The organism is Chryseobacterium sp. G0162 (genome assembly GCF_003815715.1).
In the GTDB taxonomy this organism is placed as follows: domain Bacteria; phylum Bacteroidota; class Bacteroidia; order Flavobacteriales; family Weeksellaceae; genus Chryseobacterium.
In genome coordinates this window covers 4,020,529-4,036,149 of record NZ_CP033922.1, presented here as the reverse complement: position 1 = coordinate 4,036,149, position 15,621 = coordinate 4,020,529, and the positions used below count along the sequence as shown (strand labels likewise).

Annotated in this window: 10 protein-coding genes; 9 read left to right on the top strand and 1 reads right to left on the bottom strand. The window is 34.8% G+C overall.

Annotated elements, in window-relative coordinates; translation table 11 throughout:
• The first annotated feature begins 493 nt into the window (after positions 1 to 493).
• The 9 genes from EG344_RS18235 to EG344_RS18195 all read left to right on the top strand — a co-directional run bounded on the left by EG344_RS18235 (position 494) and on the right by EG344_RS18195 (position 13,998).
• On the top strand, positions 494 to 2,872 hold the full coding sequence (locus EG344_RS18235; RefSeq protein WP_123910794.1) for an outer membrane beta-barrel family protein: 2,379 nt from the start codon (positions 494 to 496) through the stop codon (positions 2,870 to 2,872).
• Positions 2,873 to 2,955: 83 nt separating this feature from the next.
• Positions 2,956 to 3,144: a class I lanthipeptide gene (locus EG344_RS18230; RefSeq protein WP_123910793.1), complete on the top strand. Its 189-nt coding sequence runs from the start codon at positions 2,956 to 2,958 to the stop codon at positions 3,142 to 3,144.
• 140 nt (positions 3,145 to 3,284) lie between these two features.
• The gene (locus EG344_RS18225; protein WP_123910792.1) at positions 3,285 to 6,380 is read left to right on the top strand and encodes a lantibiotic dehydratase; all 3,096 of its coding nucleotides are present in this window, start codon (positions 3,285 to 3,287) and stop codon (positions 6,378 to 6,380) included.
• On the top strand, positions 6,367 to 7,593 hold the full coding sequence (locus EG344_RS18220) for a lanthionine synthetase LanC family protein (RefSeq protein ID WP_123910791.1): 1,227 nt from the start codon (positions 6,367 to 6,369) through the stop codon (positions 7,591 to 7,593). The genes EG344_RS18225 and EG344_RS18220 overlap by 14 nt, the downstream gene beginning before the upstream one ends.
• Positions 7,594 to 7,597: 4 nt before the next feature.
• Positions 7,598 to 9,805 (top strand): peptidase domain-containing ABC transporter, encoded by a 2,208-nt coding sequence (locus tag EG344_RS18215; RefSeq protein ID WP_123910790.1) that lies wholly within the window; start codon positions 7,598 to 7,600, stop codon positions 9,803 to 9,805.
• A gap of 271 nt (positions 9,806 to 10,076) precedes the next feature.
• On the top strand, positions 10,077 to 11,105 hold the full coding sequence (locus EG344_RS18210; protein WP_123910789.1) for a hypothetical protein: 1,029 nt from the start codon (positions 10,077 to 10,079) through the stop codon (positions 11,103 to 11,105).
• Positions 11,106 to 11,108: 3 nt separating this feature from the next.
• The gene (locus EG344_RS18205) at positions 11,109 to 12,035 is read left to right on the top strand and encodes a hypothetical protein (RefSeq protein ID WP_123910788.1); all 927 of its coding nucleotides are present in this window, start codon (positions 11,109 to 11,111) and stop codon (positions 12,033 to 12,035) included.
• Positions 12,035 to 13,270: a hypothetical protein gene (locus EG344_RS18200; protein WP_123910787.1), complete on the top strand. Its 1,236-nt coding sequence runs from the start codon at positions 12,035 to 12,037 to the stop codon at positions 13,268 to 13,270. The genes EG344_RS18205 and EG344_RS18200 overlap by 1 nt, the downstream gene beginning before the upstream one ends.
• A 182-nt stretch (positions 13,271 to 13,452) precedes the next feature.
• Positions 13,453 to 13,998 (top strand): hypothetical protein, encoded by a 546-nt coding sequence (locus EG344_RS18195; protein ID WP_123910786.1) that lies wholly within the window; start codon positions 13,453 to 13,455, stop codon positions 13,996 to 13,998.
• Between the two features lie 92 nt (positions 13,999 to 14,090).
• On the opposite strand, the gene EG344_RS18190 is transcribed toward EG344_RS18195, so the two are convergent.
• Positions 14,091 to 15,578, bottom strand: a complete 1,488-nt coding sequence (locus EG344_RS18190; protein ID WP_123910785.1) for a serine hydrolase — start codon at positions 15,576 to 15,578, stop codon at positions 14,091 to 14,093.
• Positions 15,579 to 15,621: the final 43 nt, after the last annotated feature.

Genomic DNA, 15,621 nt, shown 5'->3' with positions numbered 1-15,621 from the left:
AAGGTTTAATAGGAGTTAAGCTTTATTAAAAAATATGAATAATTTCTAACAACAGATTTTCTCATATCTACAAAGAGAGCCTCTATCATTTTTAATAGATTCACCACACGATATTTTAAGCTTTGATAAATAGATATTCTTTTTATCCCTAAAATTGATTTACAAACCATCTAAAAACCACAGGTTCTTTTTCATCATTTTTTCATACAATAACCTCAATTAAGAAATAATTTACAAAATTAGAACCCATTCATTTAACATAATATCCCAAAATAGAGAAATAATTACGTTTTTTTTAATACAAATTCAATAAAAAGCAAATTTTTTAAAAAAATTATGCCAGTCATAATATATTGAAAATCAAAAATTTACAATAAAATATTTTCCAGAAAAATTAAAAATATTTTTTTTATTTACTTTAAGATTTGGTCAGTTAATAAAATTTTATTTCCTTTGGAAGGGAATAATAACCATATAAAACTGACCTAATAACATGATACTAAGTAAATTTACTACTCCTTTAACTGTATTTACACTTTTAAGTAGTGGAGTTGTATTTGCTCAGGAATTCTCTGTTACAGGTAAAATTACAGACTCTCATAAGCAGTCGCTTCAATTTGTTCAAATCAAGTTACAAAAGACTGATAAAACATTAGTAGTAAACGGATTAACTGATAGTGATGGTAATTTTTCTCTTAAAAGTGAAAAAGGTGATTATATTCTTATTACTGAATATCAAGGTAAAAAATATTTTGAAAAGAAAATTAGCCTCCAATCCAATATAGATTTAGGTCAGTTGCAAATTGCAGAAGATCAATCCATAAAAATTGAGGCCGTCAATATCAAATCGTCAAAAAAACTTATTGAACGAAAAGTGGATCGTTTAGTGTATAACGTAGAAAATTCTATTGCTTCTCAAGGGATGACAGGACTAGATGCTTTACGAAATACACCGCTCATCAGACTTCAGAATGAAAGTATTTCTATCGTAGGAAAAGGAAATGTAGTAGTGATGATCAATGACCGGTTGATTAATCTTTCACAGAATGAGTTAGCAGGTTATCTACAATCTCTGAGATCAGATGATATCTCTAAAATTGAAGTGATTACCACTCCACCTTCAAAATATGAAGCTCAGGGGAATAGCGGAATGATCAATATCATCTTGAAGAAAAATCCGAATCTGGGCTGGAGCGGAAATGCCAGTGCTTCTTATCAGAAAACCAGTTATTATGGGTTTGGATCAGGGTTGACATTAAATTATCAGTCAAAGAAAATCAGTTCATCTCTGAAGCTTCGCCAGTATAATAACTCAACAAGACCTAAAGGTACGAGAAGTCTTATAGGATCTGACAATGGGATCTATACTAATGAAGTAAGAAAAGATGAAGTAAAAATATTGGGCTTTAACTATAGCTTAGATTATAAGATTAATGCGAAACAAAATGTAGGAATCATTTACGATTTTAACAGGCAGCGTAGCACCATGAATGCGGATGGAGCCAGCAGGTATGAACAACTAGGGATTACTGACTCTACTTTAAGCACAGTACAAAAGCAAGTTTGGAAAACACCTACCCATACTTTAAATGCGTACTATGATCTTAAATTAGATACTTTAGGAAAAAAATTGAGCATAACAGCCAATTACCTCAGCAATGCACCTGATAAAGTAAATGATTTTAATACATTAAATAATTTTTCAGCACAGGAAACTACCATTCGGAATAGCAGCGCTATGGATTATAGCATTTATTCGGGACAGGCAGATCTTACCCTTCCTTACCAATGGGGAAATATTGAAACAGGGGTAAAATATACATCATTTGATAATAAATCCAATGTTGAATATTACAATCTTATAGGTCCGGATTATATTATAAATCCAGCGAATAGTAATCGTTTTCATTATAAAGAACATAATTATGCAGCTTATGTAAGCTATCAGAAAGATTTCAGTGAAAAATGGTCTGCAAAGGCAGGTTTAAGGTATGAGTATACTCAATTTAACGGGACCAATCCGGGAGTACAAGGGTATGTAACAGAAGGTAAATATGGAAGATTATTCCCTACCGCTTATGTACGATATAAACCAAGTGATGATCATGTATTTTCCCTTAGCTATTCCAAAAGAATAGAAAGGCCAAGTTTTCAAACGCTTAATCCCTTCAGATGGTATACCAATCCTTATATGTATTTTACCGGGACCCCTACCCTGTCTCCTTCATATAATGATAATGTTGAGCTAACCTATACGCTTAAAAGTAAGTTCAGTGCAACGCTATATACCCAGTATAATAAAAACGGATTATCAAATATAGCCCGCCTTGTAGATGGTATTTATACCAACGTTTTTGAAAATGCATATAATGAAAATAAAGTAGGTTTACAATTAACATATAATGATACTTTCTTTAATATATGGGAAACATCGCTAAGCGCAACCGGAACTTATGCGTCCACAAGACCGATCATCCCTGAAGCTGAAAAAATTAAATTGTCTTCATTTTCATATACCATATATAATACAATAAGCCTTAATAAAGCAAAGACCTGGTCCTTATTAGTGAATTTCTGGCATGATCTGCCTTATGTATATTCTAATATAAAGATCAAAACTCAGATGAATTTCTCTCCGGGAATTAAAGCATCATTTCTTGATAAAAGACTTAATGTCAGCGCAGTAGTAAGTGATGTGTTCAGAACATTAACAAGTGAGGGATATTCTTACAATGCAGGTTATCGCAATGAGTTTTACAACTACTTTGACCAAAGAAGACTTAACCTGAGTGTCAATTATTCTTTTGGAAATAGAAAAGTAAAAGGGGCCGGAAAAAATATAAGATTCGAAGAAAAATCAAGAGCTAACTAAAGCAAAAATACACACGCGCGTGCAGGAGGAACTCGAAAATCCTTTAAAAGAGTAGAGACTAAAAATTATAAAATTTTAATATCATGAACAACAAATTCAGCCAACTGCAATTAAACAAAAAAACAATTGCTAAACTAAACGAAAGACAACTAAGCACTGTAAAAGGAGGTAACAAAGTAATTGCACCAGTAAGAGATGGTGACTGTACTACTACTTCAGTGACTAACAATTGCACCACTACATCAACAACTGGAGCAACAACTAACTTATAAATTCCTGAAACCTTCCCAATTGAAGAAATTGGGAGGGTTTCTTCTATTTTCTAAGCTAAAAATCCAACATATTTATTGGCAATTTATAGCATCTTGATCTTATCTTTTATCGTAAGAAGTCTCATTTATAATATAAAAATTTGAAACCAAACTTCCTTATTCCTACAAATTTTTTTGTGGTCAGAATTTCGACCCTTTCATTTGCCAACATGCAGCACCTGAATGATGCCATGATGGCAAAAGATATTCATGCGGTTAAAAGATATTTTGGGGAAACAATCTTCCTTAATGCCGTATATCTTGCTAGTAGAACTTTTTATTATACCGCTTTGGACTGGCTGAATGACGAGAAAACAGCATTTGATCCTTCAGACCGTATTCTTCAAAGTTTATACAAATATTATTCCAGAATGTGTACCCGATGTACACCTTATGGGCTATTTGCAGGTTTTAATTCAGGAAAAACACACCAAGGAGAAACAAATATTCTATTAAAAAGTAATGATTATACTTTAAAGGTACGAACCGATGTCCTTTTTCTCAGAAAATTAAAAGATCTTATCATTGCAGAGGATAACGAAAAAATCCCTTACTTTTTAAATAACACCCTTTATACCAGTGGGGATAACTGGAGATACATCAGCTGGAGTAAACGGTACGATTATGAAATAGCTGAAGTTCCCATCAATCCTATATTGAGTTCTATTATTGATCAGGCTCAAAACGGAACTACGATTTCCGAAATAAAAAATCTTATTTCAAAACAGATATCAGGTATTGATGACCAAGAAATTATAGAGTACATCAACTCCCTGATAGAAAGTAAAATATTAGTGGATAAACTTCCACCTTATATGACAAGTCTGGAAGATCCATTATCAGAACTCCAAAAATACCTTTCACAGTATGGGTATAAAACGGATTCATTGCAATCCATTGCAAAAATACAGAACAAAACATACGATGTCTTTACATCAGACCGTATCGTAGAAGAAATTGAAAACAAGGCTGAGGAATTTGCTGATATTATTGAAGAAAACAGGCAAATTGTTCAAATTGATTCTATTATCCCTCTAAGAGAACAATCCATAAACCAAAAGGTAATTTCTTTATTATCCAAAAGAACTGAAGAACTAATTCCGTTGGTTAAAAGTAAACCTCATCACAGGTTAACAAACTTCACCAAAAGGTTTATCAGGAAGTTCGAATCAATGGAGGTTCCATTGGTTAAAGCTCTTGACCCCGACTTTGGTGTAGGATATGATTATCACATCAGTGGCAATCTTGAAGAGACCCCATTACTGGATGAGCTTTATTTTACTTTTGAAAGTCCTGAGAACCATGAAAGCGTACCCCCTATTGTCAGATTGGTTCTTGATAAATATATTCACTGTTTTTCCCCTGAAAACTTCACGCCTATCATCCTAACAGAACAGGATGTAAAAGCAGTAGGCAAAAAACAGGATCCCCCTCTTTATTTTGGCTATAACAACCATATTTTTGGTTCATTTATATGCAAATCTCAGCAGGATGTTGATAGTGGAAATTTTAAATTCCTTACCGTCTCTCCTATTCCTACTCCATTGGCTAATATTATATTATCAAGATTTGCCTATCATGATCCGGAATTGGCAGAGAACTTAAAAACAATTTCGGAAAAAGATTCCGAAGACTGCATTTATGTAGAACTCCTTCATCATAGAGAAGATAGGCTGGGTAATGTTTTACAACGTCCCAACTTTCATACCTATGAACTTCCTTATGCTTCGGAGAGTAAAAATAATGATGACTCCGTTATATTGATTAATGATATTTATATCCGTTTTGAAAACGGAAGATTAAAACTAAGATCAAAAAGACTAAACAAGGAAATAAAACCTAAATATACTAATGCCTATAACTATGGCGAAAACCAGCTGCCGGTTATTAAATTTTTAGGCGATTATCAATTCAGTGGGATTGATTTAGGATTTCTTTGGAATTGGGGATTCCTTGAAAAAAACAGTTTCCTTCCACGAGTAGAATATAAAGAATTTATCCTGTCTGAAGCCTGCTGGCGAATTGATATGGACAAAGAGATGACCGCTGAAAAATTGAAAAAGCTTGTCATCAACAAATGTATTCCTCAGTTCTGCACCATCAAAGAGAGAGATAATGTCCTGGTTTTGGACACTACTAACGAAACCTGTCTCCACATTTTAGCCAGAAATATTACAAAGGAGGACATCTTCTTGTATGAGTATTTTGAACCTTTACAATTACCTGACGAAAATGGAAAAGCATTTGCTTCTGAATTTATCTTCCCTTTTACAGTAAAAGAAGAAAAAACTTCACCTGCCAATCATTTTTCCCATCACACTGAAACGAAGAAAAGAAAATATATACCGGGTGATGAGTGGAGTTTCTATAAGATCTACACCAGTCATAAATATGCAGATACCATCATCACAGAAGTTCTTGCAGACTATGTAGAACATTTTGAGCAGGATGACTCTGAACACCCTTGGTTTTTTCTAAGATTTCAAGATCCTGAATATCATGTCCGTTTCCGTATTAAGAGGAAGATCAATGAAGAAAGCCTTCAGTATCTGAATAATAGACTTTCTGTGCTTTTGGAAAATGACATGATCAGCTCTTTTGAAATTGACACCTACAAACAAGAAATCGAAAGATATGGTGCTGAAAATATAGAGCTTTCAGAGAAATTCTTTTATTATGACAGCTTAGCGGTAATGAACTTTCTTAAAATTGAAGATCTTAACGAAGAGATCAGATGGAAAACAGGTGTTTTTTCACTCAATCAGCTGATGAATGATTTCCAGGTTTCATTGGATGATAGAATTCATCTATTTGAACAGCTCTATCAAACCTTTCTTCCTGAGCATGTGGATCATTCCAATCCGGAATATGTACAAAAATTTAAAAAATCAATCGATAAAAAATACAGAGATAACAGAGATTACCTGGAGGCTGTTCTCCGTCAGCATGATTACAGTGAAATAGAAGACTTCATTCAACCATTTATAACAAGGTCAGAGAATATTAGAGAACTAACCTCTCTAATAAAAAATACAAAATCAGGATCTTCCTACATTACCTTATTGCAGGACTATGTTCATATGAATATGAACCGTATTTTTTTAACAAAAGCAAGAATGCATGAATTCGTTATTTACTTTTTCATGTTTAAAACCTACAATTCGATAAAACACAGAAAGCAAAATGCAGAAGCTTGAAATTCAAAATATTATCAATAACATTATAACGCAGATTGATCAAAACATCTCTATTTTTTCAGATGCTTCGATAGAATATGGAAAAATGGGAGCTGCATTATTGTATTATTACGGTTACAAACATTTTGATAATAAAGAATTTCTGGATAAAGGAGAACTGATGATTGAGGAATCTATTCAACTTATTTCTAAAATTTCTAATGATGATGAATATATTCCCAAATACAAGGGAGACTCTGTTGCTCAAACGCTGGCAAGTTTTGGCAAAGGGCTGATGTTTATTCAAAATCATTTTGATCTTGACTATGATTTTTCCGAATATTATGAATACCTCAATGATACGCTGCACGAAACGGTAAAGCAGGATCTGGCCAGGAAAGATTATGATTATTTCAGTGGAAGCCTTGCCAGTGGTTATTATTTTCTTAACCGATATATTCATGATAAAGATCCTTATGCCCAAAAGGTTTTAAATGAAATTGCAGCTTCTATCATTAAGAATGCGGTTATTCTTAATCAGGAAGAAGTGTATTGGCCTTCGCCAAGCTATAACAATCAGGTTTATCTGGGACTTTCCCATGGCTCAGCGATGATTCTCAATTTCCTGACTAAGATTTACGAACATGGAATTCTGGAAGCAGAAGAACAGAGATTCAAAGAAATCATCTATAAGGCTGTTTATTTTTTAATGAAGCAAAAAAGAAATCAAACCAACGGTTTTTTCCCTTATAGATACCCTAACGCTGAAACGGTAAATGAAACTCAGCTATCGATGTGCTATGGAGATCTTGGGATACTCTATGCATTATATAATGCTGTAAAAAGATTCCAACTGCAGGAATTTGAAGATGAGATTGTACAAATGTTACATGAAAGCTCACAACGAAAACTAAAAAACAGTCATACCCAGGATTCAAGTATTCTTTATGGCTGTTCCGGCCTTTATTATATGTTTGCTGATCTTTGCAACAGAACTTCCGAAAAAATCTATGGCGAATCATCCCAGTATTGGTATGACCAGATCATTTCGTACTGGAATTCCGATAAAGAAACACTGGCAGGTTTTCAATTTGATTATGAAGACGATCAGCAAATTCACCCCTCAGCAAAGTATTCTTTCTTTTGGGGAATCGCCGGAATTGGAATTACCTTGATGCAAGGCAGCCAGAAAAAGCTCCCTTTTCCTCACGAATTATTATTAACTGGAATCTAAGCTTATGAAATTCATTCCTCAACATGATCAGATGGATTGCGGACCGGCTTGTCTTTCCATGATTGCCTCTCATTACGGACGAGATATAAGCCTCCAATATATACGGGACAGATCTTATCTTACCCGTGAAGGAGTTTCGTTGCTTGGTTTGCAGGAAGCGGCTACAGAAATAGGATTTGAAACCATGGGCGTTCAGTTACAGGTTGAAGATTTGGAAGCCCTTCCACTCCCTTGTATCATCCATTGGAATCAAAATCATTTTGTTGTTTTACAAGGGATAAAAAAAAGGATATTCAGTAAGAAAAAAAGGTACAAAATTGTTGATCCCGGTCATGGGTTCATCTCTTTTAATGAAGATAAATTTAAAAAAAGTTGGGTAGATGATGCAGAATCCGGCATCGCATTACTTCTGGAACCTGAGGAGAAGTTTTATAAAAACACCAATCAGAATACCCAGGACCCTATTTCCTATAAAGAATTGGTTTCTTACCTCATGCCTTATAAAAAGCAATTGGTTTTACTATTCTTTTTACTGATATTGGGAGCTTCAACAACACTTATTTTCCCTATTCTTACTCAAAAACTTATAGATAATGGAGTCAATAAAAAGAATATCAACCTGATTGGGATCATCCTGTTGGCCCAATTAGCTTTTTTTTCAGGAAACATCATATTCGAAATTATCAGAAACTGGATTACGCTGAAGATTGGAACCAAAATCAGCATCCAAATTATATCAGATTTCCTCAAAAGGCTTTTACGTCTTCCAATAAAATTTTTTGACACCCGTCTCTTAGGAGATTTTAGTCAGCGTATTCAGGATCATGAAAGAATAGAACAGTTCTTAACATCGCAAAGTATTCTGACCTTATTTTCTTTAATCACGTTTTCTGTCTTCTTCGGAGTCTTATGTTACTACGATTACAGAATTATGCTCGTGTATATTGTTTTAACCTCTATTTCTGTAGTGTGGTCACTTTTCTGGCTGAAAAAGAGAGAGATTATAGATTATTTTAAATTTCATCAGCGTGGAGAAAATCAAGAAACCATTTATGAAATCATCAATGGTGTTTCTGAAATGAAATTAAATAATTATGAAGAACTGAAAAGAAAAGAATGGGAAAATATACAACAGAAACTCTTTAAAACGAATTTGAGAATCCTGAAAATCAATCAAATTCAGCTGTCTGGTTTTGAAATTCTTAACCAGTCTAAAAATATTCTTGTTACGTTTCTTGCAGCCTATTTTGTGGTGATTGATTCGATGTCTTTGGGAACCTTATTAAGTATCTCTTACATTATAGGACAGATGAATAGCCCTGTTAATCAGTTAGTCAATTTTTTCCGCTCTTTACAGGAAGCTAAACTGAGTCTTACCAGGCTTAATGAAGTTCAGAACCATCCTCAGGAAGAGCAGATTGGACTAGAGGACTTGCGTATTCATCATTCTGTTTTTACAGAAAACGGAACTCCATACGGAATTCGTTTTGATAAGGTATCCTTTCAGTATGAAGGCCCCAAATCACCATTTGTACTAAAAGATATTGATCTCTTTATTCCTCAGGGTAAAATAACGGCTATCGTAGGTGCAAGTGGCAGTGGCAAAACAACACTGATGAAACTTCTCTTAAAATTCTATGATCCTACAGCTGGAAAAATATATTACAATGATCAAAACGTACACGACCTATCTCCTAAAAGCATAAGGGAAAACAGCGGAACCGTAATGCAGGACGGATTCATTTTTTCTGACACCATCGAACGTAATATTGCTACCGGAGATGAAGTTATTGATGATAACCGAATGCAGCATGCTATTAATGTAGCAAATATCAAAAGCTTTATAGATGAACTTCCCCTAGGTCTCCGTACAAAGATTGGTGCTGCCGGTAATGGAATATCCGGGGGACAGAAGCAGCGTATTTTAATTGCAAGAGCTGTATACAAAAATCCACATTATATCTTTTTTGATGAAGCTACATCAGCTCTGGATGCTGATAATGAAAGAATTATTCACAACAACCTTCAATCATTTTTTATGGGAAAAACGGTAGTTATTATTGCTCACCGCCTGTCTACCGTTAAAAATGCAGACCAGATCATTGTTCTTAAAAACGGTCATATTGTGGAGCATGGAAATCACAGACAATTGGTAGATACAAAAAAGGAATACTACAATCTGGTTAAAAATCAATTGGAATTGGGAAATTAAACCTTACTTTCCTTTATTTCGATTTCGAATAATTCCAATTTCATTTTTCTTTTACTTGATCATTATATTCAGAAAATTACATTATTTACTTTTAAAAATCTTCTTTATCTCCAAAATCTACGTGAGATAACTCTTCAAATCACCATTCAGATCAAATCATAAGCGTTGTCCTTTACGGGTTCCCGTAATGTTCCTCAGCCTGTTGTTCGTAGTTTCGGGCATTATAAAACAAAGTGTTTTTTATAACCTCATTCAAAACAACAGATACATTATGAATAAAAAAACAACTCCTGCAGATCTCTTTTTGGGAATTCTTGCCTTATTACTCATCAGCGTAAGTTTTTATCAGACCTGGCTTGGATTACAACAGATCTTTGGCCCCGCATCATTTGTCATTGCTTTGGTATTATCACTGCTGCTCCTCTTCCTATGCTGGATGCTGAGAAATGCCAAAATGGAAGGTAAACCTACCGGAAGCCTGGTGGGGATTTACATTTTCATTGCTTCTTTCTGTTTCATAGCCAATTTTAATGCCCTTTATACCAGGTTTATGAAAACAGATATTTATACGGATGAACTTCGTGACATCAATAAAAATTTCACGACTCTTGAAAATGATGTAGAATCGAAATTAAGCTATAAGTATAATAAAGCGACTACCCAGAATATTGAGATCAAGAAAAAACAGATGATGGAACAGATCAAAGATCCCGGTAATAAAGGAATTGGAACCCGTGCTCAATTATTGATTAAAGATATTGAAAGGTTAACGGGGCAAAAGGTAGATTTACTGACTCCTGTTGGGGAAGACTACGAAGATCTTGCAGAAAGAATGGGAAAACAGATCGACAATATTGTATCTGATCTTTCGCCTGAAGAAAAGGCTCTAAAAACGGACATCAATAATACAGCTTTTAAGTGGAATAAAAATATTCAGGAACTGCTTCTTTTGTCTAAAAAGGATAAAGACGGATTGTCTCAGGGGCTCATTGATGAATCTCTTTCTGATTATAATAAACTGGGAAGCAGAGCACAGACTGTTCTTGGAAATGATAAAATACATTTTGAACCTGCTGTTTCAAAAACCCAACAGGTAGGAAAAATCGGTTTTGCGTTTGAACATGCCATCAAAAATTTTGGAATGTACCAGTTTGTAGTACTGGCGGGCTGTATCTTACTTGATTTTGTGATTGTGATTATCATTTTACTGGTTACAGATTCAGGAAACTACAATGGAAATAATAATAGAAGCGTCTTCACCAATAAAAGAAGCGGTAAAACCATCATCCCTAACAACTAAGCCATGGAAACTAAAGATCATTTAAAACCTCTTTCTTTTGAGACAGAGGAAGCATTGAAACCGTTATCATTTGATTTTCAAAATGATACAAAAACAGACTTTGTCCCGATTGCCAAAACCATTTCCAATGACATCAGGAATAAAGACAGTAATTTTGTCTTTTTCTTCGGAACAGCAGAGTCCGGAAAATCTGTGATTCTCTCCTCAATGCTTTACTATCTCAGATCGTATGCTGGCGTTCTGAGACCCAAACTGGGAACTCCCAACTCTAAAGAAGCTAATGTTTTACTCTCAGATTTTTTTGAAAATATCAGACAAGGTGTGCTTCCCAACAGAACAACGAGGGATCAGGTGACCCGTCTGGATCTTGTTTTTGAACCGAATAACCGATCTAAAAGAGTGGTTCCTATAGATCTTACGTTTCTGGAAACTTCCGGGGAAAACCACAACGATATCCGAAGAGGCGGAAGCTACCACAGCAGTATAGAAACCTTTCTGAATGCCAATATTCCGCTTACTTTTATCATTGTAACCAGTTATGAAACTGCGTATAAAGATGATTCTTTAATCAATGAATTTCTGGATGAGCTGGAAAGAAAAGGTAAGAATTTAAAATCGGTGAATGCTATTCTGGTTATTTCCAAGTGGGACAAATCGGGAAGAATGGATGTGGAAAGTGCTGAAGCTCTTGATGCTTTTATTTCTGAACATCTTCCCATGACCTCACAACGTATTGATACGTATGGATTAAGCAAAAGCTATTATACCATCGGAAGTATTCAGAATACCACCGGAAGTGAAAAAATTGACCTGTTGAATCTTTCTACGGCTGAAGTACTTGCAAAATGGCTCTACAGAAGTATTGTAGGTTATGATCTTGATTATGAAGGAACATTCTGGGAACGTATCAAATTTAGCTTTACAAATTAATGGATAGTACTTATTTTTTTTCGGCATTCGGGACTTTTGGTAACCCGAACGGCTTCAGGCAATCCTTTTTTTTGGGTGGAAATCAGAATATTGCTAAGGAAATCAGAACATTTGATCTTAAAACCGATGCCATCAAACTGTTTCCTCAAAGCAATATTTACTCAATACGAAAAGATTATTCCGCAGGATACAATCTCATCTCCTACTCTGTTTACACGTTCGCAAAAGAACAAAATTCAGACAGAGGCGGAACATTTATAGGTTCAAGCTTACTTTTTGTAAATAAAATTGCTTCGGAAGGGCTTATCATCAGTACATTAAATGACTTCCAGCATATTCTTGAAAAAAATAATTTGTCAGAAGGCATTATTACAGTTAATCATTCCGATCAGTTTTCCATCCAAAAACCCAAGGATTTTGATAAAATAGGATTCAATGTCCGGGAAGTGGATGAGCTGGACTTTACCCAATCCGGTGGTAACTATCTCGTCGTTTACTGCGAGACGAATGCCGCTCAATTGCAGACCTTTTTTAAAAAATCTATTGAACTGTTGAATGTTTTTGACACTATTTACTTTACTCAAAGTCATGAAATTGGAGAATTTGTAAAACAAAAAGGAATCTTTAAAATTGTAGATGCTGATGGTTTTAAAAAGGAACTGGATAATCTTGAAGAAGAAAAACGCATAATTCTCCAAAACGCGATCATTGATCTTAAAAAGGAAAAAGAAGATTTAAAAGAGGTGAAAACAAAACTGCTTGAAGACCTTAACATACAGATCTCACAAAATGAAAAACGACATCAGGACAATGAAACCAAAATAAAGGAATCTAAAAAGGGAATTGAAATCATCAGTAAAGAATACGACCAATATTCAGAAAAAATTGAAGAAGTGATCCGTCATCTTACTGCCGATGGAAAGATAGAAACAGCTAAAAAAAGACATCAGGAAAATAAACGTGCATTTACCAATACTGTAGATCAGAACAGAAATGTAGAGTCACTTTCTCCTCTATCCTCTTCCTCGAATGGAAGAATACAGCCACAAAAAGACAATCAACCTTATCCTCAAGGACTCTCCGGCTTTCACAGTTCCGGCAGAAATCAGGAAAAAGAGTTCAGGCTGGACGGTTTCAAAGTCGCTACACTGATTTTATCATTGCTGTTAATCGGAACTTTCGTCCTATGCTTCATGTGGATGCCGGAGAAATATTTGGAAATATTCTCTAAATAATATGGTGATTCACGATCAGAATAATATTGACAAAAAACTGTATGCCTTTTTCTTTGAAACGGTAAAGAGCTGGGTACAGTAAAATCTAAACTAATAATCCGACTTATATAACCTCCAGCTCCCATCATTGATCTTCTGCCTTATTAAACTTAAAGCCTTATCTTCGTAAAAAATTTGACAATATGAAAAAAATGATATTTCTGGCTTCGGCTGTTCTGGTATTAAATTCATGCGTGGTAAGAACTGCAACTAAAGTAGTGTCGGGAGCTGTAAATATTGGTTATAAAGCGGTAAAAGGGACTGTGAATGGTATTAGCTGGGCGGTAAGCAAAGCAAAGGGAAAAATAGATGAAGACCGTTTAGATGGAACCTGGAAAGTAGTAGGTGTATACAAAGGTTCTTTCGAAGATTTCACCAAAGATCAGAATCCGGAAAGCACATTTTCTTCGGATTGTACAGAAGGTTTTGACCAAATGATCTTTAAAGCTAAAAAATCTAAGTTTAAACCGGTACATTGCAGTTCTGATAAGGAAGACTGGGTAAAATACTCATTAGAATTTGGGAAAAACCCTATTACTAAGGAAAAGGAAAATTATATTGAATACAATTCCAATAATTATATATCCGTGATTGATGTCAACAACAAAACAATGGTTTTAGAAGGCAACCTGATGCCTAAACTGGCATTTTCCGGTGCCAAATTATATCTTTTGGAAAAGGTAAAATAAAAATAACAAAGCCTGTCTTCACAATGAAAGACAGGCTTTTCATCAATAAAAAGTTTATTGGTTTTTTCTAAGATATTATCTGCCTAAATTCTTTATTTGGTTTCTATATCAACAATTTTTCTTCCCTGTTCTCCCAGATAATGAACAACCAGTTTTTCATAAACTTTATAACCATCATCAATATTGGTAAAAATGATAATTCCTTTCCCAGAATCAGGAAGTACAATGGCAATACATCTTGTGCCCTGATCAGCACCACCGTGGGATAACGCATATTCGCCACCACCCAGATCATAGATTTCAAGACCTAGCCCAAAATACTTATTTTCTTTAATCTTCACCTGTTTTCTTATCATATCTCTAAATATTTCAGGTTTCAGATTTTTTCCCTTCATGATGCTGACCATAAAGTTTCCATAGTCTTCTATCGTTGTATGCAGATCATCGGCAGCATTAGCCTTTTTAATTTTTTCTATTGGGTATGTCTCTCCTTTTTCATTGTATCCTGTCACAAATCTTGACTCATCTGTATTTTGGTCCCAAATATAATTGGTATCTTTCATTTTAAGAGGCTGAAAGATCAGTTCTTTTGCAAGTTGTTCCAACGGCTTTCCAAACTTCTTTTCGAGAGCTTTCCGAAGGTATTCAAAACCTTCCCCGGAATATTGATATTGGGTACCGGGATCAAACTGAAAACTTAGCTTCTTATCATTATTCATCCATCTCCAGTTTGGAAAACCGCTCTGATGGCTCAGAATCATCCTGGTTGTAAGCTTATTATGTCTAGGATCATTGATAACATCCGGATCTATCCAATAAGCATCCAGAGGTTCGTCCAGATTCCAAAGTCCTGAACCGGCCAGGCATAAAGCTACCATTGCGGTAACCGGCTTGGTGAGAGATGCTACATTAAAATAGGCATTACGGGGAGCGGGAACTCCTTTTTTAAGCTGGCCGAAAACTTTTACCTCCTGAAGTTTTCCTTCATTAATAATTCCCAATCCAAGGGCAGGGATTCTATTTTCTTTCAGCCAGTTGGCCATAGACTGGTCATTATCAAACATCATTTCACTATCGGTGATTGGTTTTGGATGATGATTGAAGCTTAATGAATTCTTAAGTTTCCACTCATTATTTTCCAGCACCCAAAGATGAGTAAATCTGGCTTCTCCTACCAGTTTCTCAGGCTGACTTCCCACCCTTTCATAAAACAGATGGTCTGCATTCTGAATGGCTGCATATATTTTTCCATCTTTATACATAGGATAAATCTCATTGCTTTTCTCAACCAGGACTCTCTTCACCTGATAGGTTTCGGGAGATTTACATAATCCGTTTTTAAAATGGGTTATAAATACCTTCCTGTCTTCAAATCCGCCTTTATCGTGATAGAATTCAAACCCGTCACTCAACAGACTTTCCATCTGCCCCGTGTTGCAGGTATTATAACCTACGGAAAAAAGCAGACTGTCTTTTGACATAATAATTTTATAAAGAGAATCTGTTTTTGGTAATTGGGCTTGAATACTATTAAAAACCAAAGTAAAAAAAAGAAGACCCAATGAAGCTGTCTTTGTCATGATTAAATTTTTGCCAAAGATTAGATTTTCGTCTGTTTTATGA